This window comes from Streptomyces sp. SID13726, from assembly GCF_010548375.1.
Lineage (GTDB): Bacteria > Actinomycetota > Actinomycetes > Streptomycetales > Streptomycetaceae > Streptomyces.
Map to the genome: position 1 here is coordinate 161,238 of NZ_JAAGLY010000008.1, position 21,147 is coordinate 182,384.

Genomic DNA, 21,147 nt, shown 5'->3' on the forward strand with positions numbered 1-21,147 from the left:
ATCCACCGCTCTGAGCGCGGGCAGAGGCCGCAGGCGCGAGAGGCTCACCCACGATCAAGGAGGAGACAGACATGGCGTTAGCCGCCGACAAGGACGAGCTGGTTGCAGCGGGATGGAACATCCAGCACAACGGCCGCGGGCGTACGGGAACGGAGGACCACCGTGATGCCGCCCGTACCCTCCTCGCGTCCTACAAGCCACACATTGTGTGGCGCCAGGAACTGACCGGTGCCTGGGAGAACGGCCGCAGCGAACTGCATGCCGAGGCGAACGCCCTCGGCGGGCTCATCCCCTACATGTCATCCCCGAAGGAGGGACGAAGCCGCAACCCGGTGGGCGTGATGGTCGACCCCGACGTCTTCCTCATCGACAACGATTTCGAGCACGAAGGGCCCTGGAAGTCCTTCCGCCACGTCAGGGTCCGTCTGCGACGGCACCGCACATCCAGGCCCTTCAACATCGCCTCAGGGCATCTGTGCCACTTCGATCCCGCGACCCGGGCGACGGAAGCCAGGAGGCTGACGGCTCTCGCCGACCACGGCCAGAGCGTGCTTATGGAGCTCGACGCCAACAGCTACCCCCACCACGACAGCGAAGCCGCCGCCCGCCACCCCCACCTGGACGGCTACGTCACCGCCCTGCCCGACTGGGAGCAGGTCGAAGACCGCGTGCACTATGAGCAGCGCACCATCGAGCGCGACGGCATCCGGGTCTCGGACACCGTGCCGGACGAGATCCTGACCGGCGGCAAGGAAGTCTTCACCGATCTCGCCCTGCACGCGGCCACCGCCCTACGTCAGCCCACGGCCCTGAGGCCGACGGCGAGTCTGCAGCGCACGGACCAGGGGCACGCACAGCGCATCGACATCGCCTACGGCACACCCGACCTCACCCCGGCCCTGAAAAGCGTCGAGATCGTGGCCACCTCCGAAGTATCCGAGATAACCGATCACGGCCTGGTCATCGTGCGGTTCGACCTTCCGACGTTCGGCACCATCCTGGCCGCGGCTCGCTGAACCAATCCCCTGCACCTCTGCACAGACGCCTGCCTACGCCCGGTACCTGCATGGCGGCGCCGGGCATCGCCGTAACTCTGTCCATCAGTGCCTTTGCTGGGCTCTGCCCAGTAGGGCGCCGAGCCGATACCAGCCGCACCCACACAGAAGGATCATCAGTGACCGGGTTGACCGACTCTGACACGCCTCGTCGTGCCGCCCCACATCGCCTTCCCTCGATGCGTCCGTATCAGGAGGAGGTGCACCACGCGATCGTCACCGGGCTGACGAAAGGGACTCGGGGACAGTTGCACGCGGCGTGCGGGTCCGGAAAGACCTTCATGGCGCTGCGCGCGGCGGAGGAACTGGTCCAGGGGGATGGACTGATCGTGGTGCTGGCTCCGTCTCTGGCTCTGGTTGCGCAGATTCTGCGTGAGTGGCAGGACGCCTGCATGGTCGAATTCCGTGCGATGGCAGTCTGCTCGGACGAGAAGGTCTCCGATGCCCCGGTACGGACCAAGGATTTCTGGGTGCCGGTCAGTACTGACCCGGACATGATCGCTTCCTGGCTGAGCGGTGGCGGACGCCGGGTGATCTTCGGGACCTACATGTCGGCCGCCCGGGTCGGTGAAGGTCTGCGGCAGCGGGGCATCGAGGTCGACCTGCTGGTCTGCGACGAGGGGCACCATCTGTTCGGCAAGCGCGATGCCACCCGTCGTCGGATCGTCACCGACGCGACGTTCCTGCCGCACCGGCGCCGACTGGTGATGACAGCGACGCCGGATGTGACGGGCGGCCAGGCGGAGGGGGCGTTGACCTGGAGGGACGAGGAGCTGTTCGGGCCGGTGCTGTTCCGGTACCCGTTCGCCCGCGGGATCGCCGAGGGGTACCTGAAGGACTATCGGCTGGTGGTGCTGGGCATCGGCGACGCCGAGGCACGCGCATTGCTGGCCGACACCGCATCCGACTACGTCGACGGTGAGATCGCTCTGCGAACCGTCGTCGCGCAGGCGGCACTGGCACACGCCCGTAGTTCGTACGGTACTGAGCGTGCCATCAGCTTCCACCCCCGGGTGCAGCAGGCCGCCGACTTCGCACGTACCCTTCCCGCCACCATCGCCCGCCTGCAAGCCGTCAAGCAGCCGACGGGCAGGGTGCACGCCACCCACATCAGCGGGGCGATGGACACCGCTCAGCGGGAGGAGATCATGGCGTGGCTGGCACAGCCGCCCGCCGGCGGTTGGACGGTCGTCTCCAACGCCCAGTGCCTGACCGAAGGCGTTGACGTTCCGGCGGTGGACACCATCGTGTTCACCCACCCGTCCCGGTCCGCGGCCAAGGTGGCCCAGGCCGTGGGCCGGGCCATGCGGCGAAGCCGTCACACTGCCTCCATCGCCACGATCATCGTGCCGGTCATCGTTCCGGACGAGACCGCAGAGGTCGACGGCGAACTCGACGCGGGTGATTTCGAAGCTCTCTTCGAGGTCGTACGTGCCCTCAGAGCCCACGACGACGTCCTGGCCGGTGAACTGGACCAGGAGCGCGTGAACCGGTCGCTGCGCGCGGCGGCCAGAAAGGACGCCGGGGACTCCGGACTGCCGGAGCCCGAGGCGCCCGGCGTACCGGAAAGGATCACGTTCCATCTGCCGGACGGCACATCCGACCGGATCCTCCACCAGCTGCGCCTGCTGACGGTACGCAACTCCACCTCTTCCTGGTGGGAGAGGTACGCGGACGCCGTTGCCTTCCACCGGGAGCACGGCCACCTGCGTGTGCCGGAGAATCACCCCGGCGCCAGTGGTCGCAGACTGGACTCATGGCTGGTGACCGTGCGCCGGCAACGGCGCACGGGCCGGGTGTCCCAGGACCGCATCGACGCCCTGGACCGCCTCGGCATGGAGTGGGATCCGATGGATGCCCGCCGGCAGCAGCTGCTCAGCGATGCCCGCGCCTACCACCGGGAAAACGGCAACCTCGACGTGCCCGACAGCCATGTCACCGCCGAGGGGCGGCCTTTGGGCCAGCAGTTCGGTTGGCTGCGTGCCTCCTACCGGGAAGGCCGCCTGCACCAGCCCCTCATCGACGCGCTGGACGACATGGGGATGCGATGGGACCCGCAGTCCGCAAGAAAACAGGAACTGCTCAAAGCCTGCGACCGCTACCACCAGCGCTTCGGAAACCTCGACGTGCCGGTCAAGTACGTCGACGACGAGGGCTACCGACTCGGCCAGACGCTCTCCTATGTTCGCTCCGTTGCCCAGGGCACCGTCAAAGACCGCCACGGAGTAGCGCGGACACTGGATGCCGACCACCGTGCTGAACTGGAAAGACGCGGAGTTGTCCTGGACCTTCGGGTCACCGCCATGGACCAGGACCTCAAAAGGGCCCTGGTGGAGAAGGTCCGAAGCGGCACGCAACTCCAAGATGCCCGTGAAGCGCTCGGCCTCAGCAGAACCGCCGTCACGACGGCACGGCAGAAGGACACTGCGTTCGACGCCCGCCTCAGGGACGCGCTCCAGGCACGCTTTCAAGCGCTGGACGCATCGGAGAAACAGGCCCTGCTTGACAAAGTCACCTCCGGAACCTCACTCCGACAAGCCTGCGCAATCCTTGACTTGTCCCGTTCCGCCATTACAACGGCGCGACAGAAAGACCCCGAGTTCGACACGATCCTGAGAGAGGCCATTCGGGAACAGAATCGCCCCTTGGCCGCGCCGATAAAGAAAGCCCTGGTCGATGCAGTCGCTTCCGGAACCTCAATCCGAAAATCCTGCGAAACTCTCGGAATCCATCCCAGCTCCGTGAGGAACGCGCGACGCGGCGACTGCGACTTCGAAAGAGACCTGGTCAACGTATCGGGCGGCCGGATACGCCCCATTGCGAGGCCGCTCACCAAATGACAGACAGCCAGGACCCCTCGATCAGGTGGCGACGCCGGGGACGGCTTGCCGTGATCAGCAAACCGACCCTCTCCCGCAACCCGGTCCAGTTGTCCAGGTCCTGTGGGGCCGTCGCGTTTCGCGGCGCGAGCGTACGTGTCCGCGGCGATTCGGCCACGGCCAAGACCCTCGCAGCAGCTCAATTCAGGGGTGCGCGATGTCCTCGCCTCACAACCGTGGGGCGAGGACGCGGCTCAAACACGCGTGTTCGAAAGCAGTGGTCGGCTCGTTGTCCCGGTCATCATCAGTCATCCCCAACCGGGCCTGAAGGCTGAGCTGTTGGTGATGCGTGCCGGTAGCCGTCGTCCGCGCCAGCCACCGGCGCACCCCCGTTCTGCCGTCCGGTCATCCTCAGGAGGAACTATGAACCCCGCCCTCGCCATCGCCCCTCCCCTCCCTGGAAAGCCCGGGGTCATCCGGGCGACTGCTGCTCGAACCCTTGTGCCGAGGTGTGACAGCGCCTCGGCCGGCATCGCGGATGTGTCACGCCCGGATCCGAGGTGGGGGGCATGAGTGCAGCCACTCCGATTCCTCCCGTGCCGGGGGGAAGGGCCCAGGGCATCGTCGACCCCGTGTCGGGCGACGCTGGCCCCGCTGGAGGCGCCGGCCGCGTGACCGATCTGTACACGAGTCCGGTGAACGTGATGGTTCTCCTGGTGCGCGACGACGGCCGCGTCCTGGCGGTGCGGCACAACGCGACGTCCAATACGTCGCCGAATCAAGTCACGGTCGTCGGCGGCAAGTTGGAGGCCGATGAGTTCGTACACGAGGGGGCGCTGCGTGAACTCGCCGAGGAAACCGGTGTCCACGTCGCGCCTGAGGACCTGGCGTTCTGCCAGCTGGTGCACTACGAAGGCCCGGACAGGGTGCGGGTGATCGGGACGGTGTTCACGGCACAGCGCTGGCAGGGCGAGGCTCACAACGCCGAGCCCGGCAAGCACAGCGCGGTCTTGTGGATCGATCCCGGAAGTCCGCCCCGAGACTGCCACCCCTACACCCGCAAGGTTCTGGAGAGTTTCACCGCCGGGCGGCTGTACAGCACCCTCACCGTGCCGGCGGTCAGGGGCACACCATGACACGGCCGACCGTGCCCACTCAGGGCTCACGACCCGCGACCGGCACCATGGGGAAGACGGTTGCGCCGCCTGCGCCCGCGGAAATCAAGTACACCGGGCAGTACTCGGTCAACCCCATGGACGGGGTGTCGCTCCGCGCCTTGTGCGCCCGGATCCCGTCGGTGCTGAAGAGGATCGCGGGCATGTCGTGGGCGGTCGACCGGACGGCGGTCGTCCTGCTGCTGGTCTGCCAGGTGACGGTCGGCCTGGCGGCAGCCGGACAGCTGACCGCCACGTCGAAGGTCATGCGCTCGCTCCTCGGGGACGGCACCGTTGAGGAGCGGCTGCACCAGGCGCTGCCGTCGCTGATCTTCGTCGCGGTGATGGCCGCCTTGTCGCGTACCGCGAGCGCGGTCTCGGCCTACGGAGACCGGCGGATCACCCCGAAGCTGACCACGGAGGCCGACACGGCGCTGGTCTCCTCGGTGTGCCGGGTGGAGGCCGCCACCTACAGCGAGGACGGGTTCCACGACCGTCAGGAAGCCGCCGAGATGGGCGTGATCCGCACCCACGTGATGGTGGCCGACGCCCAGCAGCTGATGTCCTCGCTGATCCAGCTGGTCACGGCGTGCGGGGTCCTGGCGGTGCTGGACTGGCGGCTGCTGCCGTTCCTGCTGCTCGCCGTGCTCCCGGCCGGCGTCGGCTCGGTGCTCACCGCGCGCGTGGACTACGACATCCACTACGCGAACATCGCCAACCGCAACGCCCGCGGGATGATGCGCTGGTGGGCGACGAGCCCGAAGTACGGGGACGAGGTCCGCGCCAACTCGATGTCCGGCTACCTGCTGTACTGGTACCGGACGCTGTCGCAGCAGGCGGACGACCGCTCGCTGGCCGCGGCGCCCCGGATCCTGCGGATCAACCTCGGGTCGGCGGCGTGCGGCGGGCTGTTCCTCGTGGCCACCTGGGGAGCGCTGTACTGGCTGGCGGCCACCGGCCAGATCGCGGTGGCGATCGCCGCGACCGCGGTCTTCGCCGTGCGCACCACCCTGGGCGCGCTGACCCAGCTGGTGCGCAGCGCAGCCGCGGTCTTCCACACCAGCCTCTACCTCGGCGACATGACCACCTTCCTCGACGAGGCGCAGGAACGGGCCCCGCACCGTGGCGAGTTGACGGTGCAGGCGCCCATCGAGGAAGTCCGCGTCCAGGGGGCGGTGTACCGCTACCCGGGCAAGGACAAGCCGGCCGTCGACGCGGTGTCGCTGACCCTCAAGCGCGGGCAGATCCTGGCACTGGTCGGGGTCAACGGCTCCGGCAAGACCACCCTGACCCGCCTGCTCGCCGGGATCCTCCTGGCCGACAAGGGCACCGTGACCTGGAACGGAACCGACCTCACCGAGGCGGACCCGGACACCGTGTGGGCGCTGACCGGTCTGGTGCCGCAGGTCTTCGCGCAGTGGCCGCTCCGATTGCGGGAGAACGTCAACCTCGGCCAGCCCCGTCCCGGCGGCGACGGGCCGGTGTGGGAGGCGATCGACGCCGTCGGACTGCGCGAGGCGGTCGAGGACCTGCCCGACCAGCTCGACACCCTCCTGGCCCGGGAGATCTTCAGCGGCGTGGAACTGTCCGGCGGACAGTGGCAGCGGGTGGCATGCGCCCGGGGTCTGCACCGGCTCCCGGAGCTGCTGATCATGGACGAGCCGACCTCCCAGGTCGATCCGGAAGGAGAGCACCGGGCGTTCGAGACGCTCAAAGCCATGGCGGCGGACCGCATCACGATCGTGGTGACGCACCGGCTAGAAAACACCCGGATCGCTGACGAGATCGTGGTGATGGAGGAAGGCCGGATCACCGAGCACGGCACCTACGAGGACCTCGCCGCCGGAGGCGGAACCTTCGCGCGGCTGCTCGCCCTGTCACAAGACCGCTGACCGCCCGGGTGCCGCCCCGACACGTGCCGGGGCGGCACCCGCCTCCATTCCGATCTCGGATTTCCCCCTTCCCGAAGGAACTGTGATGACGACCGAACGCCGTGGGCCCGAGACCGGGCAGCCCCAGCCGGGCTTCGCCATGTCGACACCGGCCGGGAGGACGAGGCGATGACGTCCGAGGAGACCAACACCGAGGCGTGGACCGCCTATGGCCACCACCACACCCAGCGCGGAACGCCCCTGCCCGACGTCGAGCGGATCGACTGGGGTCCCGGCGGCGCCGGTCCGGGGGATGCGATCCTCGGTGATCTCGACGGCCGGCGGGTGCTGGACCTGGGCTGCGGGCCTGCCCGGCACGCCGCCCATCTCGCCCGCGTCCACCGCGCGCTCGTGGACGCCGTGGACTCCTCACCCACACAGGTCGAGCGGGCCCACACTCGCTACGACCAGCTGCCCGGTCTGAACGTGCTGCTCGCGGACGCCGTCGATCACCTGCACGCCGCCGCACCGTACGACGTGATCTACTCCGTCCACTCCGTCCCCTACATCGACCCACACCGGCTGCTGCCCGCCCTGAGTACGGTGCTCAAGCCCGGCGGCAGGCTGTGCTTCACCGTTCTGCACACCAACTCCCATGGCAATGGCCCCTCTACCGCGCTCGTGGCGCGGCCGGAGACCCTGCGGCTGGCCGACGGCCCGGAACTGTCCGTCCAGATGTGGGTGCTCACGCCCGAACTGTGGGAGGACCTGCTGGTCCAGTACGGGCTGCGGGTGGAGAGCATCACGGTCCTCGACGCCCCGGAAGAGGACAACCACGCCTCCTACTGCCTCTTCCAGGTTCGCCGCCCCGTACGCGTCCCGTCCCGTCCGCGCACCACTCGGCCACCCGTGGCGCACGCGGCACTCGGCGTCGGCATCATCCTGTCCGGGCCGGACGGCGTACTGCTGGGCCGGCACGAGCGGCATACGGTCGAGTTGCCGGGCGGCACCGTGGAGCCCGGCGAATCACTGTCCGGGGCCGTCGTGCGCGAGCTCGCCGAGGAGACCGGTCTCACGGCCCTCCCGGCGGACGTGCGCCTGCTCGGCATGCTCGTCGACCGTGTCGGCGAGGTCGTCCGTGTCACCGTGGCCGCCGTCGTCACCAGCTGGCAGGGAACGCCCGCCGACCGGCCCGACGAGAGCGTGACCGGCTGGCGCTGGTGGCCTCTGGACGCCTTGCCGTCCGGGCTGTTCGAGTGCAGCGCCCAAGTCCTGGCCGCTTGGCGGCCCGACCTGCTCATCGACCACCCGCCCGCGCACTTCACCCCGTTTGCCGACACGGCGACCGCCCCGCGGAATGACCGCGGCCAACGGCAGCCCACCTCACGGTCCGTCCAGCACCCCGCACCACCGACGAACTAGGCCCGGGCCGCCTCCTGGACAAGCACCATCCCCGGCTCGCCCTCACCTGCAATCAGCAACCGCCCAGCCCTCCCTCGCCCCCCCGCCGGTGGCACGTCCTTGTGCGTCGCCGCCTGCGCGCCCTGTCCGGTATGCCTCTCGATGATTCGGAGCCCGTATGACCTCTCCACTGCCCAGTGACCCCGCGTCTCACGGCACCGGGATGCCGGCCGCCGCGTACGGAGCCTCCCGGGCCACCCTGTGGACCGGCGTGTCCGTGCTCATCACCGACACAGCCGGCCGCATCCTGCTTGAGCGCGTCGCGGCTTCTGCCCGGCGGCGCAGTGGACACCAAGGAAACCCCCACCTGGGCCACCGCTCGCGAGGTCCTGGAGGAACTCGGCGTCCACCTGCCGATCAGCCGGGCCCTGGCTGTGGACTGGGTCCCATCCACCGCCCCCGGCTTCGACCCCGCCGCATGCTTTCCCGGCGAGATCATCTACGTCTTCGACGGCGGCACATGGGACAGCGAACAGATCGCCGCGATCCGCCCGCGCCAAGGCGAGATCGAAGGGGTCGACTTCGTCGACCCCGCAGACCTCCCTGCTCTGATGGCGCCCGGGAACGCCCGCCGCGCCCTGGCCGCTCTCCACGCCCGCGACACCGACGGAGCGGTGGTGCTGGAAGACGGCTACCCGATCGGACCGCCGCCACCGGCTTCCTGCTGAATCTGCCAGGTCAACTCACCGACTGTGAAAGGACATTCGCGTTGCTGACGATAGGCAACTACAACGCCTTCAAGCTCCGCCTCGACGGCCGTGGCACCGACGCCTGGAAAGCCCGCGTCGCCGCAGTCCGCGAACTCGACCCGGACATTCTCGGGGTCCAGGAGATCGTGGTCGATGCCCCGAACACCCCGCGCAAGCAGTGGGATGCCGCGGCCGCCGATACGGTGGCAGCGTTCGCCGACGACTGCGGACTGACCGCCGGGATCACTCCCACCGACGGGTATCCGCACGGTGTGGCGATGGCCGCCGACGGCCACCCCCACCGAGCCTGGTACACGGCCGCGTTGTGGAAACCAGGTGCGGTCGGCTATGTCCCGGACAGCTACCGGCCGCTGGGGGTTCCGGATTTTTGGCACGGACTGACCACCATCGCCTTCGACGTCGGCTCCGGCGAACCCGTCGTCCTGGTCGTGTACCAAGGTGATCCCTTCCGACCGGACTGGCGTTTCCAGGAGGCGCTGCGGATCAAGGGCCTTCTGCGCCGCACCGGAGGCGTCAAGCCCGCCGTCGTGGTCGGTGATTTCAATTCCTTGTCCGCAGCCCGAGTTCCGGGCCCGGACGGGGCACTGGTCTTCTACGACGGCGAGGCGTACGCCGAGCAGGATCACGATGATCTCGAATACCAGGTGCAGGCCGGCACTATGGGCGGGGCGCAGCTGGCCGACCGGGGCCAGAGTGAAGTCCTGCTGCGCCGCGGGTACATGGTGGACGTGGCGGCCCATCTCGGCGCTCCGTGGCAGGCGACGACCGGGCACTGGGAGGACGGGAAGGGCGACCCCGACCCGTGGGGCCCGCGGAGGATCGACTTGATACTTGCTACCCGTCCCGTCGCTCCGGCCGTGACCGCGTACGGCGTCCTGGACAGCGAGACCGCGCTGGCCGGTTCGGACCACCGGATCATCTGGGCCACAGTAGATCCCGCACTGATCGCGGTTCAGGGGGGTGGCCGGTGAGACGGTTCCTGAGCCAGCAGCGGCTGTGGACGACGACGGGCGGGCCGGACGAGGACCGGGTCAAGCCGCATGTGCTGTGGCTGCCGTACGGCCAGCCGCAGGTGCTGGACTACTTCGCCCGGGTCCGTGATGTCCTGGCTCCCTACCGGGACATCATCACTCCCGTCGCCGAGCCCGACCTCCACATGACGGTCCAGAAGGTCGACTCCTGCGACCGTGACGGTCGGCGTGTCGACACCGCGCGCCTGCTGCGTGCCGCACCGGCCGTCCAGGAGGCACTGGCCACGGTGGCGCCGGTCAGGATCGAGCTCGGGCCGCCCCGCGCGTCCGGGTCCGCCGCCCTCACCGACGTGTGGCCCGAGGACGAGCTGCACCAGCTCTACCTCGCCGTACGGGCCGGGCTCGACTCCGCCGGACTGGCCCTGCCAGGGCCGGCTGACTGGTTTTGGGGTCACATGACTGGCGGTTACGGCCTCCAGGACACCGATACACCCGAGTTGGCGGCGCGTTCGGACCGCCTCGCCTCCGAACTCGGCCGCGCCCTTCGCCCCGGCGCCCGCGTCGCAGCCACCGTCTCCTCCCTCTGGCTGGTCTTGGAACGACAGGATCCCGACGCGAACCGCTACACGTTCGACCGTGTCCAGGAGATTCACCTCGGCCGCACCGCACCAGGAGAAGGATCATGAAGCAGTTCGTGCCGGCCTTCCAGGGCCAGGACTGGGAGTCGGGGGCCGGTGCGCTCCATCTCTATGTGCGGCCCGAGCCGGGGGACCGGGCGTTCCACGACCTGGCCGCGGCCTGCCGGAAGGCGATGAGCGGCTATCCGGTCTGGTGCGTTCCCGACGACCTCGTGCACATCACCGTCGAGATGGACGCCTCCGCCCCCCAGCGCCAATATCAGCTCCGCCGCGCACCCGCCTGATCACCGCGCTCAAGGGCGAACTCACACGCATCGAACCGTTCACCCTGTGGTGCGGCAGTCCGATTGCGAACCGCACCGGGGCCGTCCTCGACACACATCCCGACCAGGGCCTTGTGGCCCTGCAGAACCTGGTCCGTGCCGCGCTGTGGAAGGCCCGCGACACCTCGGCCATCGCCCACGAGGGAGGACGCGGGCACGCCTCTCTCGGCTACGCCTACGACAGTGCCGACTCCGACCCGCTCCAGAGCGCCCTGCGCCGGATCAGTCCCAGCCACGCTCCGCTGACCGTGTCTCGCATGCACCTCCTCGACGTGTGCTGGACCGCCCACCCACGAACGGACGGCGGCGTCCGGTGGGAGATGGACTGGGACCCCGTCGCTACTTTCCCACTTGGCACTACATGACTGGAGCCCCGCGGACGCCCACACGACGACGGGGAGGTGCCTGTTGCACGACCCGAGTCGCCTGGCATCGGGCCGGAAAATCCTGCACGACTGTCAGTGGCAACGGTCACACTTGATCCATGACGCTCCGCACCGCTTCGGCACCGCCGCTGCCGGTCCGCACCGGACCAGCAATCAACCCGATGATGCTGGCCCGGCCGATGCTTCTGCCAGTTCTCGACACCAACGTGCTGCTGACTCATGCCTGCTGGTTGGTCAAGAACGGGTACCAGCACGACAAGGTCACGGCACTGGCCGACAGCGGACGCACTACTCCGTACATCGCGGCGCACGTTCCCGCCGAGATCGACGAACACCTGGCCCGGTTGGCCGACGACTATCACGTGGCGGAGCGACACGTACGGCGTCTCCTCGGAGCCCAAATCCTTCCCGCTCTTCGGGTGGTCGACTTGGAGATTCGTGATCACTTGTCCCCGCAGACCCGGCGCATCCTGCATGTCGAGCGCGAAATGCCGAAAAGGTACGGCGATCCGGACGACGCCCCGACCATGGCACTCGCGGAGTTTCTGGGGCCGAGCGTCATCGTCACCGAGGACGGCGTCTTCGCCCGCTCAGGGTTCGCCGTCATCGAATGGGTCCCTGCCGTCCAGTCCCTGCTGCGTATGGCCGACCTGGAAGCCACCGCTGCGGACGCACTGTCCTTCATCGGACTGGCGCTGCGGTTGTTCGGCGCGGGCGCTCACCGCATGCTTGTCCTCGGCGGGCGCAACCCGCTGCTCGCGACCGCGTTCGTGGCCGGCTTGCTGGGGTGGTGCTACCACCGCGGTTACCTGCGCCGAGACAACTGGCGGCGGAGCCTGTCACGAGCAGGGGAAGCGGCAGCGCCGCTGCTGGAGATGATCGACAGTGCGACGGTCGAGCACCAGTCGCTCAGCGACGCGCTCCTGGTGGTTAATCCCCCGGCTTACCCCACCCGCGAGCAGTTGGCGGCCCAGTACCTTGCTCGCTGCGGCCGGTCGCTGACACCCAGCGAGCTACGTGACGCGCTCGCACGGCGCGGCCACTACATCTCCGCCGCGCAGTTGAAGCGGGACATGCTCGCCCACCGGGCGTTCGTCCGTGCCCCCGGCGACCTGTGGACTGTCGGCCGCCCAGTAGCGGGGTTCGGCGCATAGTACGCGGGACGGCGCGAACGGGCAGAAGCAGCTGTCCCCAACGACGCCGAGGACTTGATCGCTATCACCCAGACAGAGATCGAATCTCCCGAAAAGGCGGCTACCGGGCGGGATGTGGCGCACTATGGACTGCGGCTGAGGCCACCCGGCCGTCGCACCACAATGCTGCTGTGGCGACTCGCCGTCGCCCTCCTGGAGACTCCATTGCTACCCACTGCAGAACTTCTTGTCGGTATGTCACGACATCTGAGCGCCTACGGGGCCAGTCAGCCGAAGGCCGATCTGGCCCAGCTTGAGTTCGCGGGCCGGATCTTTGAACTCGCTCTCCGGCTGCGGGGTAGCGGTGTCAGCCCTGCGGAGCGTGTCGAGGCCCTTGGTATCAGTGCCGGCATCAGCAGGCGGGAGATCCGCAGGGAGTTCCTTCCCACGCTTGAGGTTCTGGGCCTGGTTGACCTAGAACGCGACCATGAGGGCACGATCAAGGCGGTGTCCGAGAAGATTCCGCCTATCGACGACCTGTACCAGCGTGCCGACAGCGTTCTCAGTAATGTCATGCCTGAACCGCTTGAGATGATGGTTCTCAGGATTCTCCGCATTACCACCATCATGCCGATCACCGTCTCGACGGCAAAGGAGGAGTGCGCGGCACTCGGACCTGAAGAACTCGCCGTACGGGCCATAGAGGATCTCGAATCGTTGCACCTCTGTACTCGTCAGCGAAGCGCCGACGGGGATGAGGTGCTCTTCAACCCCAATATCTGGGCAGTTGACAAAGATCATTCGCACGCTGCTCTGCAGGCTGAGGACGGGGCCGTACGGGCGGCACTGAGCGGTGTTCTGGAGGAGGTGGCTGCCACGGCTGGGATGCCCGAGGACGAGATCCAGTCCGGGGACCGGAAGTGGGTGGACTATGCCGTCTCCCAGGGTCTTCTTCTGCGGTCTATCGTCACTACGCTCGGAGGCCAGGAGCGAGCGTTCCTCTTCTCTCCGCACATGGGGCGATCTGTGTTCGATGCTCCGACGGGAGCCGACCCGTCCGGGCACGTGCGCCAACTCATCGGGTCCATGGTGTTCGCACGACGATTCGCCAGCAATCGACTGTTCGCTCCGACAGCCTTCCTGCGAACACTGGTACGCAACGGCGAGGCAGGAGACGCCTCCAACATCGGTACCGATTACTCCATGCTCGAAACCGCTGGCATCGTCCGCGTTGAGCCGGCGTACAGGTTCAAGAAGTTCGTCCTCTTGCAGGCAGATGTCGCCGAGGAAGCCATCACCTATCTTGAGGACAGCGCGGACGGAAACACCACGTCTGGTGCCCTCCAGGGTCAGCGCGGCTACCGCCACCCCGAAGCGGAACGCGCACGTCGCCTGGTCCAGTCGCCCAGGGAAGCCGCCCCCAGCCCCAGCGCTTCGCAAGATATTCTCGCCGCACTGCGACAGGAAATGGGGCGACGGCGCTTTGACCGGTAGGGCTGGAAAAGAGAAGGGCGACGAACTTGAACGGCGGTTCGCCCGAGCGGAGTTCGCAGATGGCGCACTCGTCCGTGTACGCCACCCTGTCACCCAGATTGTCGGAGGACGGCCGCGGACGGTGACGGACGTCGATGTGCTGTCGATCGATTTCGACTCAAGGCTCCGTCCCCACATCAGCATCAGCGAGTGCAAGTCCACCCGCGGACAGAGCGGGGAACAGGACCGCCTTCTGTGGCTGCGGGGGCTACAGGCGCTCGTTGGTGCCGACCGCGCGGCGCTCGTTCGCCAAACCGTCACTGAGGCCGGCCGCGGGGTAGCGCGACACATCGGCGTTGACCTGTTTGCCAGCTCCGAGCTGGAGCGTCGTGAGCAGGTCCTGGACCACGTACCACAGCACTTCGCCACCGTCGGGGAGACCGTCTTCAAGGAGGAGAGCGCTGCCGCGGATCAGCAGCTCAAGAAGATCGGAGACCTTCCGTCGGGGCTCATCTCTTTCCTCAGGCACGACGCGCTGCTGGCTGATCCTCACCGAGTCCTCGGAGCGCTGCTGACCCTGGACGAGGTGACGCGCACCGGGACAGTTCTTCCCAACCCCTTGGCCAAGCTGTTGGCAGGTCACCTTCTCCAAGCGCTGGTGTCTTCTGCCCTACGCGCCGGCGGCCGGACCGACACGGTGGGTTCCGAGGGAACGCGCCGAGAAATCGAGCAGGGGCTGAACACCGGCGATCCCCACGACCGCCAGATCCTGCGAGTCGCGGAGATGGCTGATGCCTTGCTCCGTGAGGAACTCGTCACCATTCACCAGGCGTACCGGTCGGCGGGCGCGCCCGCGATTGAGCGGCCTGTCCCCTCCGTCCGCGACGCGATGTCTCAGACACCAGCGTGGCTGGTCAACTTCATGGACCTCGCCGAACGGCTGCGCCGCCGAAGCCCCATCGCCCGTCAGCTGCCGCAGACCGTCGACCTGGCGGTATTCGATGCCCTACTGGGTGGCGACGCTTGGAAGGCGCCGGCGTTCGATCACCTCTTCGCACGCGAGCATCGACAGGCTCTGGGAATTGCCTTGGACTGCCTGTCGAAGGCGGTGCCAGAGCTGACGAAGCAACTGCTCCCAGTGAAGGACCTACCCTTCGACCGAGCCGCAACAGCCTCGCTAAGCCAGTCGAAGCACTATTGATCACGGACCGGGGCTGGACCAGACACCTGCCTGCCCCAGCCCCGGCCGTACTCTCATTGTCGGGGCGGCTGGTATACCCCACGCCAACATCAGCGAGGACCCGCACCCGGGCCCGGGGGCTCGACTCCTCCAGCGAACTGTCAGCGCGATACGGCATCATGGGCTGCTCGACACTGTGTTGTCGGCCGGGCCGTCCGGCTCCCATCCCCTTCCCATGGAGCATGCCCATGAGCCTCCACGGCGACCCCGGAAATGTCTCCCTGGTGCACTCCGCATTCGTCCGGGCGACCTCGGCTGCTGAGAAGGCAATGGGTGAACTCGCAGCTCAAGGACAGCAGTGGAAAGAGGAATACATCACGACCGAGTTCTGCAAGACCCTTGTTCCCGAGGTCAGGTACACGGAGTTCAACAGAACGCAGGAGGGCCGGGTCGGAGCCGATTACATCTGGTGGTGGGTCGACCGCAGCGGCCTGTGTTTCGGTTGCCTGGTTCAGGCAAAAGCCCTCAAGAAGCGCGGCACCAAGTGGAAGATCGGCTTCGATAACTTTAGCAAAACAGGCGATCAGATGGAACGTCTCTTCCGGGCCGCCGACATCTTCAGCATCCCGGCCGGCTACATGCTCTACGCAGGCGACCCGGCCTACCGCGCCGACATGAGATGTTCTTTCACACAGCACGACGACGTTCCGTGCCACCTTCGGGAGGGCGCCGGCGTAACACTCATCCCTGCCTTGGCAGTGCAACAGGACGTGCGAACAGAGGCCCTTCGCGCAACCGCTCCAGCCAGGAAGCTGCTCTTCCTCCCCGAGACCGATGCACTCGATGCGTTCCACCAGGCCATCCCGCTCATCCGTCTCACCCACCCGGATCCATGCATGAGCATCCTCAGCCATAGGGCACTGCGCTTCGATGGAAACCAACACGACCTTCGGCGCTTCCTCACTACCGACCAGATCGGAGCCGCTAAGGTCGCCCGACTGATCTTCGACGTGGTCGGGAAAATCGCCTTCGGACAGTACGAGACCATGACACGCCCGGCCGTGGCAGATCCAACTCCCGCAACAGTCTTTTCCTCATACCCCGGAGTACGAGGTCACTTCGGCACTCCCTATTTCCCACACGTCCTTCAAGGGCTGCGGACCCAGCTACCCGAATACGTCGAGCGGTGTCTGAACGGCAACGTCCCGCCGGAGGTAGCCGAACACGCTGACGGCATTGTGGTCGCTCCGCTGTAAGGGTGTCCGTGCTGGAGCGCCTGTGCCAGACGGGCGGGCTGACGCCCGTGCAAGTACACCGTGATGGTGGTTCCCGTCAGGGCTCCGCCGGGATCTTCCGTCTGGGCGCCTTGCCGGGAGCTGGCGTACCGCCGGGTAGCGAGGGTGCGTGAGCTTTGGGTTGCCGACCTAGCCAGAAGGCGGCGATGGATGGCTCGGCGGAGTTCATAGTGGATCCGTCGTGCGGGAGAAGTTCTGTGGGCGCGATGTAGCCGTCGCCGGGTTCGAGGCGGATACGCAGGCAGCGGAGGTGGTGGCCGACGGCGACGTAGCGGCGCACGTCGTCGGTGTGGGGGTAGTTGTGGTCCAGATCGTCGTAGAGGGCGCGGCAGATGTGCTGCACGTCGCGGTCGGCGATGAGCAGGTAGCGGATGCCGGGGCCGAGGTTGAGGCACAGTCGCCGGCGGCCGTGGTGACGGGTGGCGTACGGGAGCCGGTCGAAGTTGTCGACATGGAGGCCGATGCGGCGGCCGATGGTGGAGTCCTCGGTGGTGGTGGTCCAGTTACCGGGGCTCGCGGTGCAGCCCAGGAGGGTCGTGGGCCAGCCGCCGTTGAGGGGATCAAGGGTGGCGGCGGCTTCGAGGCGGCCGGCGAGGTCGTCGGGGTCGAGATTCGGGAGCTGCCGGTGGACGAGTTGGACCAGCGTCTGGTCCGGGGTTGTGTCGTCGGGGCGCAGATCTTCCGCCTCAACAGCTGTGAGGGGCTCCCAGTCGTCGCAGGGGATGAGGGCGCCGGTGTCATAGCCCGGCTCGCTGCTGGTGAGCCGGACGGAGGCGATGTCGCATCGTCGGCGGAGGTCGCTGACGGTCCCGAAGAGCAGTCGTGGTCCCATGGCCGTGCCTTCCGGAGGGAGGGGTGTGCGGCTACTGGTGGTCGAGGTCTTCGCCGTAGGTGACCTCCAGCTGGGTGGCGAGCGCCTCGGCCAGTTGCAGTGTCTGTGCCCGGTCGATGATCACGTGTTTGAGCGACGTGACGCCGGTCAGCCGGGACAGGTCGTTGCCCCGTAGGTCCAGGCCGCGATAGGTGCCGCCCGCGAATTCGGTCTGGCGCAAATCGCAGTCGTCGAGCAGGCAGTCGGCGAGGTCGGTCGCGGTGAGCGTCGCTTCCCGCAGGGAGCATGCGGAGAAGATCACCGGTCCGGCGGCGCGGACGCGGATGAGGGTGCTGTAGTCGAGCTTGCAGTTGTCGAAGAGGACGTCGTCGAGGGTGACGTCCTCCAGCGTGGCGCCCAGAAGTTTGCAGTCGCGGAAGACGACGCGGTTGAGTTTGCTGGTGGACCAGTGCAGGGAGGACAGGTCGCAGCCGGTGAACTCGACGGAGTTCACCCGTACTTCGTCCAGCCGGGCGCGCTGGGTGCGCAGACCGGTGACGCGGCCGTCCAGGAGGTGAGTGTCGGCCAGGTCGAGGGCGCGCAGGTCGGCGTCGGTGTACTGGAACTCGCTGAGGCGGCCCCGCCCGCCTTCGAGCGAGGTGACGTTGGAGAGGTACAGGCCGGGCTCGTCCAGGGTGGGGAGGGTGACGCTGGTACGGCGGATCGTGCGGGTGCTCATCAGGTGCCTTCCATCGCGCGGGGGCGGCTGCCGGTGGCGCGGGCGGCGACGGTGCGCCGCCCGCACCGCCGGGTCAGCTCTTCTTGCTCCAGTTGTCCCAGGTCGGTCGGTTGTCGAAGGGGGACGGGGTCTTCTGCCAGTTGTCCCAGGTGGGCCGGTTGTCCCAGGACGCTCCCACGGTGAAGGGCAGCGAGAGATCCGGGGTAGTGATCAAGTCCATCACGACGGGCGCGTCGGAGGTGGCCAGTTGGTCCAGGAGTGTCATGCGGCTGGCTCCGTTTCCTGTGTGGCGAGGGTGGACAGGGCGGTGATCAGGGCCTGCCGGGAGACCTGGCAGTAGTGGGTCTGGGTGGTGGCGAGGCTGCCGTTCTCGAAGTAGCGGTTGGCGGCCTGGGCGCCGCGGCAGTAGTCGAAGAACGCGCACGTGTTCCGGCAGCCCTCCAGGCCGGTGAGGAAGTCGCGCACGTAGCGCAACCGGTGGGCCTGGTCCAGGAGTTCGGGCAGGGGCCTGTGCAGGATGTTCCCGGCGAGGAAGTTGGCGTAGGCCGGTGCGGTGGTGTCGGCGAGTTCGGGCGAGAGCAGGACCACGTCGCCGTTGACGGACACGGTGGGGATGGGGTCGAGGCGGCGCTTGTCCCACTCGGCACGCCGCCCGGCGCGGATGAGGCGCAGGTACTCGGACAGGCGGTCGATCTCGCGTACCCGCAGCCGGTTGCCGGGGCGGCGGGTCCAGGTGATGGTGCGGCGCCAGAATTCCTCGGCCTGCTCGATGGTGGGCGGTTGACGTGCGGTGTTGACGCCTTCGATCTCCTCGATGTTGAAGCCTGCCTCGTGGCAGCCCAGGCCGGCGAGGAAGTCCAGCAGTTCCTCGGGCCGGGCGATGGTGTCGGTGCCGACGACGCAGATCACGGAGAACGGGACGCCGTGCTCGCGCAGGCGCTGGATGCCGCGCATGATCCGGTCGAAGGCGGGTTGGCCCTTCAGGTCGACGCGGTGGGTGTTCGCCCAGGGCGGTCCGTCGATGCTCACGCCCACCCGGACGTCGTACGCGGCCAGCAGCTCGCACCATCTGCCGGTGATCAGCGTGGCGTTGGTTTGCACGTAGTGCTGGACCCGCTCTGCACGGCGCAGGTCCTCGAAGAGCGCGAGCAGGGTGGTGAACTGCTGTCGGCCGGTGGCCAGGGGCTCCCCGCCGTGCCAGACGACACCGACCGGACCGCCGTGCTCGGCGAGATGGGCGACCGAGGAGGCCAGGGCCCTGGCGACCTCCAGGGGCATGGACCGCCGCAGCTTGCGCAGCGGCAGGTAGCAGTAGTCGCAGTCGAGATTGCACCAGGTCGTGGGCTGGACCACGACGGTCTGCGGGGCGGTGAACCACTCGCTGTAGCGGGAACGCCAGTCGGCGGTGCGGGCGCTCATCAAGGGCCTCTCCCTCGGCGACGGGGACACGGCCCGTCCCGGCAAGACCAGGGCGGGCCGTGTCCACCATCCGCCGGTGGATGACGTGCACCCGATGACATCTCGATGTCATCCGCGATGACGTGTCATCCGAGCGGCGATGACATGTCAGCCAACTCGGCTGAACGGCGGTGAAGTTCGCCTGTCTGCGGGTGGGCTATCGTGACGGGCGTGCCTCGCTCGATTCTGATCCATGACGGCCAGACCCCCCGCGACATGGGCCTGGTGTACATCTGCTCGGGCTACCTGGTCGAGCGCGGACGGGTGCTGCTCGTCCACCACAACCGCTTCGACAAATGGGTGCCGCCCGGCGGTCACATCGAGCCCGGCGAGTCCTTCGCCGACACCGCGGTCCGCGAGTTCAAGGAAGAGACCGGCCTGCTGGTCGAGGCGATCTCCAGCCAGCCCGCCATCCACCCGGCCGACGACAACGCCACCCCGGAACCCGTGCCGTTCTATGCGGACATCGAGCGCGAAGGCTTCGCTGTCCCGGCCCTGGCCCAGTTCTACTTCGTACGCCGCCAGGCCAGCGCCCAGGGCAAAGCGGTGGAGGCGCAGCTCAAGGAAGTCCACGGAGCCGACTGGTTCGCCTTGGACGACCTCGCCGAGTTGCGGACCTTCGAACAGGTCCGCTCGCTCGCCCGCTTCGCTCTGCTCAACTACCCCATCGCCTCCGAGCGCGCCGCGCTGTAGGCGTCTCACTGCACTTCGAGCCGGAGGACCGATCGCGTGGACCTGCGCCGGGAGCTGGAAGAGCTTGACGCTCTAGCGGGTGGTCTTACGCCACAGGACCGCGGACGCAGGTTCGAGAAGTGGCTGATCAAGCTGCTGTCCCGGGACAACCTCGCACCCCGCCCGGGCTTCCGGCTCGGGGGCGAGGAGGTGGATGGGTCCTTCCGGTACGGGGGCCGCTACTACCTCCTGGAAGCCAAGTGGTGGGCGGAGACCAGCACGGTGCCCGCGTCAGCGATCTACCAGTTCAAAGGGAAAGTAGACGGCAAACTCGTCGGTACCATCGGCGTGTTCATCTCCATGTCCGGCTACAGCGACGAGGCCGTCGACGCGCTGCGCGTCGGCAAGGATCTGAACGTCATCCTGTTCAACAGAAGCGACGTGGAGTACGCCGCTGACCGGTCCTTCGCCGAAGTACTCGAATTCAAACTCCGGGAAGCGGCCGAACTCGGCGAAGTCTTCGCCCCCTACAAGGCAGCCGTCGCCCCACCACTCACCGAGCCGAAGCCGCCGCTGACCATCGTCGTGGAGGGCCGGTCGGACACCGCCATCATCGGCGGCATCTCCGAGGCGCTACGCGCCAGAGGTGACACGGTGCGCCGCCTGAACTTCATCGAGGCAGACGGCGTCGAAGGTCTCGCACGGGTTGCGGCAATCGCGGCCCGGGTGAACCCCGGAACGATCCTCATCGTCGCCGACTCCGACGAAGTACGGACCACCATCCCCCGAGCCGAGCAACTCGACGGCCACGACCACGAGATCATCATCGTGGCCCCCCGGATCGAGAAGTGGCTGGGCATGGCCACTCCCTCCCGGTCACCGAAGCTCCCCTGGGCAGAGCTCGCTCGGCGCGCGACAGCAATCAACCTCGATGAGACGGCAGCCCGGGACGAGCAGTTCGCACGGCTGATCAAGTGGCTTACGTCCTAGAAGTACGG

20 protein-coding genes are annotated in these 21,147 nt (G+C 67.7%); 16 read left to right on the forward strand and 4 right to left on the reverse strand.

Features of this window, described 5'->3' with window-relative positions; translation table 11 throughout:
* The first annotated feature begins 71 nt into the window (after positions 1-71).
* The 14 genes from G3I78_RS22830 (at position 72) to G3I78_RS22895 (ending at position 16,430) form a co-directional block, all read left to right on the forward strand.
* The gene (locus tag G3I78_RS22830) at positions 72-1,016 is read left to right on the forward strand and encodes an endonuclease/exonuclease/phosphatase family protein (protein ID WP_164427503.1); all 945 of its coding nucleotides are present in this window, start codon (positions 72-74) and stop codon (positions 1,014-1,016) included.
* Between the two features lie 218 nt (positions 1,017-1,234).
* Complete coding sequence (locus G3I78_RS22835) at positions 1,235-3,895, forward strand: DEAD/DEAH box helicase (RefSeq protein ID WP_239158001.1); 2,661 nt, start codon at positions 1,235-1,237, stop codon at positions 3,893-3,895.
* 650 nt (positions 3,896-4,545) lie between these two features.
* Positions 4,546-5,010, forward strand: a complete 465-nt coding sequence (locus G3I78_RS22840; RefSeq protein WP_343243820.1) for an NUDIX domain-containing protein — start codon at positions 4,546-4,548, stop codon at positions 5,008-5,010.
* A 47-nt stretch (positions 5,011-5,057) separates the two neighbouring features.
* Positions 5,058-6,920 carry an ABC transporter ATP-binding protein gene (locus tag G3I78_RS22845; RefSeq protein ID WP_164427877.1) on the forward strand — a complete coding sequence of 621 codons (1,863 nt, stop codon included), beginning with the start codon at positions 5,058-5,060 and terminating at the stop codon, positions 6,918-6,920.
* Positions 6,921-7,088: 168 nt separating this feature from the next.
* Positions 7,089-8,321 (forward strand): NUDIX domain-containing protein, encoded by a 1,233-nt coding sequence (locus tag G3I78_RS22850; RefSeq protein WP_164427507.1) that lies wholly within the window; start codon positions 7,089-7,091, stop codon positions 8,319-8,321.
* Between the two features lie 323 nt (positions 8,322-8,644).
* On the forward strand, positions 8,645-9,028 hold the full coding sequence (locus G3I78_RS22855; RefSeq protein ID WP_343243821.1) for an NUDIX domain-containing protein: 384 nt from the start codon (positions 8,645-8,647) through the stop codon (positions 9,026-9,028).
* A gap of 41 nt (positions 9,029-9,069) precedes the next feature.
* Positions 9,070-10,041, forward strand: coding sequence for an endonuclease/exonuclease/phosphatase family protein (locus G3I78_RS22860; protein WP_164427509.1), 972 nt, complete (start codon positions 9,070-9,072; stop codon positions 10,039-10,041).
* Positions 10,038-10,727 (forward strand): 2'-5' RNA ligase family protein, encoded by a 690-nt coding sequence (locus G3I78_RS22865; RefSeq protein ID WP_343243822.1) that lies wholly within the window; start codon positions 10,038-10,040, stop codon positions 10,725-10,727. The genes G3I78_RS22860 and G3I78_RS22865 overlap by 4 nt, the downstream gene beginning before the upstream one ends.
* Complete coding sequence (locus tag G3I78_RS22870) at positions 10,724-10,963, forward strand: hypothetical protein (protein WP_164427511.1); 240 nt, start codon at positions 10,724-10,726, stop codon at positions 10,961-10,963. The genes G3I78_RS22865 and G3I78_RS22870 overlap by 4 nt, the downstream gene beginning before the upstream one ends.
* A gap of 113 nt (positions 10,964-11,076) precedes the next feature.
* Positions 11,077-11,367 (forward strand): hypothetical protein, encoded by a 291-nt coding sequence (locus tag G3I78_RS22875; protein ID WP_164427513.1) that lies wholly within the window; start codon positions 11,077-11,079, stop codon positions 11,365-11,367.
* A 119-nt stretch (positions 11,368-11,486) separates the two neighbouring features.
* Positions 11,487-12,542, forward strand: coding sequence for a PIN domain-containing protein (locus tag G3I78_RS22880; RefSeq protein WP_164427522.1), 1,056 nt, complete (start codon positions 11,487-11,489; stop codon positions 12,540-12,542).
* 54 nt (positions 12,543-12,596) lie between these two features.
* Positions 12,597-14,015, forward strand: a complete 1,419-nt coding sequence (locus G3I78_RS22885; RefSeq protein WP_164427524.1) for a hypothetical protein — start codon at positions 12,597-12,599, stop codon at positions 14,013-14,015.
* 121 nt (positions 14,016-14,136) lie between these two features.
* Positions 14,137-15,195: a hypothetical protein gene (locus G3I78_RS22890; protein WP_164427525.1), complete on the forward strand. Its 1,059-nt coding sequence runs from the start codon at positions 14,137-14,139 to the stop codon at positions 15,193-15,195.
* Positions 15,196-15,422: 227 nt separating this feature from the next.
* Positions 15,423-16,430 (forward strand): hypothetical protein, encoded by a 1,008-nt coding sequence (locus G3I78_RS22895; RefSeq protein WP_164427527.1) that lies wholly within the window; start codon positions 15,423-15,425, stop codon positions 16,428-16,430.
* Between the two features lie 76 nt (positions 16,431-16,506).
* On the opposite strand, the gene G3I78_RS22900 is transcribed toward G3I78_RS22895, so the two are convergent.
* The 4 genes from G3I78_RS22900 to amcB form a co-directional block, all read right to left on the reverse strand.
* Positions 16,507-17,301, reverse strand: coding sequence for a hypothetical protein (locus G3I78_RS22900; RefSeq protein WP_164427529.1), 795 nt, complete (start codon positions 17,299-17,301; stop codon positions 16,507-16,509).
* Between the two features lie 31 nt (positions 17,302-17,332).
* Positions 17,333-18,019 carry a pentapeptide repeat-containing protein gene (locus G3I78_RS22905; protein WP_164427531.1) on the reverse strand — a complete coding sequence of 229 codons (687 nt, stop codon included), beginning with the start codon at positions 18,017-18,019 and terminating at the stop codon, positions 17,333-17,335.
* A gap of 73 nt (positions 18,020-18,092) precedes the next feature.
* Positions 18,093-18,284, reverse strand: coding sequence for a multiple cyclophane-containing RiPP AmcA (gene amcA, locus G3I78_RS22910; protein WP_164427533.1), 192 nt, complete (start codon positions 18,282-18,284; stop codon positions 18,093-18,095).
* Entirely contained in the window at positions 18,281-19,438 is a 1,158-nt protein-coding gene (gene amcB, locus G3I78_RS22915; protein WP_164427535.1) for a cyclophane-forming radical SAM peptide maturase AmcB, read from the reverse strand. The genes amcA and amcB overlap by 4 nt, the downstream gene beginning before the upstream one ends.
* 210 nt (positions 19,439-19,648) lie before the next feature.
* Here amcB and G3I78_RS22920 point away from each other — a divergent pair, with 210 nt between their 5' ends.
* Together G3I78_RS22920 and G3I78_RS22925 are read left to right on the forward strand one after the other, a co-directional pair.
* Entirely contained in the window at positions 19,649-20,170 is a 522-nt protein-coding gene (locus G3I78_RS22920; protein ID WP_164427537.1) for an NUDIX hydrolase, read from the forward strand.
* Positions 20,171-20,206: 36 nt separating this feature from the next.
* Entirely contained in the window at positions 20,207-21,139 is a 933-nt protein-coding gene (locus tag G3I78_RS22925) for a restriction endonuclease (protein WP_164427539.1), read from the forward strand.
* The last annotated feature ends 8 nt before the right edge of the window (positions 21,140-21,147 follow it).

What these genes read in the sequence shown, in the direction of transcription:
- G3I78_RS22880 (WP_164427522.1), top strand. Translation starts at nt 11,487, where the DNA reads ATGACGCTCCGCACCGCTTCGGCACCGCCGCTGCCGGTCCGCACCGGA.
- amcA (WP_164427533.1), bottom strand. Translation starts at nt 18,284, where the DNA reads ATGACACTCCTGGACCAACTGGCCACCTCCGACGCGCCCGTCGTGATG.
- G3I78_RS22870 (WP_164427511.1), top strand. Translation starts at nt 10,724, where the DNA reads ATGAAGCAGTTCGTGCCGGCCTTCCAGGGCCAGGACTGGGAGTCGGGG.
- G3I78_RS22900 (WP_164427529.1), bottom strand. Translation starts at nt 17,301, where the DNA reads ATGGGACCACGACTGCTCTTCGGGACCGTCAGCGACCTCCGCCGACGA.
- G3I78_RS22845 (WP_164427877.1), top strand. Translation starts at nt 5,058, where the DNA reads ATGGGGAAGACGGTTGCGCCGCCTGCGCCCGCGGAAATCAAGTACACC.
- G3I78_RS22835 (WP_239158001.1), top strand. Translation starts at nt 1,235, where the DNA reads ATGCGTCCGTATCAGGAGGAGGTGCACCACGCGATCGTCACCGGGCTG.
- G3I78_RS22850 (WP_164427507.1), top strand. Translation starts at nt 7,089, where the DNA reads ATGACGTCCGAGGAGACCAACACCGAGGCGTGGACCGCCTATGGCCAC.
- G3I78_RS22905 (WP_164427531.1), bottom strand. Translation starts at nt 18,019, where the DNA reads ATGAGCACCCGCACGATCCGCCGTACCAGCGTCACCCTCCCCACCCTG.
- amcB (WP_164427535.1), bottom strand. Translation starts at nt 19,438, where the DNA reads ATGAGCGCCCGCACCGCCGACTGGCGTTCCCGCTACAGCGAGTGGTTC.
- G3I78_RS22895 (WP_164427527.1), top strand. Translation starts at nt 15,423, where the DNA reads ATGAGCCTCCACGGCGACCCCGGAAATGTCTCCCTGGTGCACTCCGCA.
- G3I78_RS22830 (WP_164427503.1), top strand. Translation starts at nt 72, where the DNA reads ATGGCGTTAGCCGCCGACAAGGACGAGCTGGTTGCAGCGGGATGGAAC.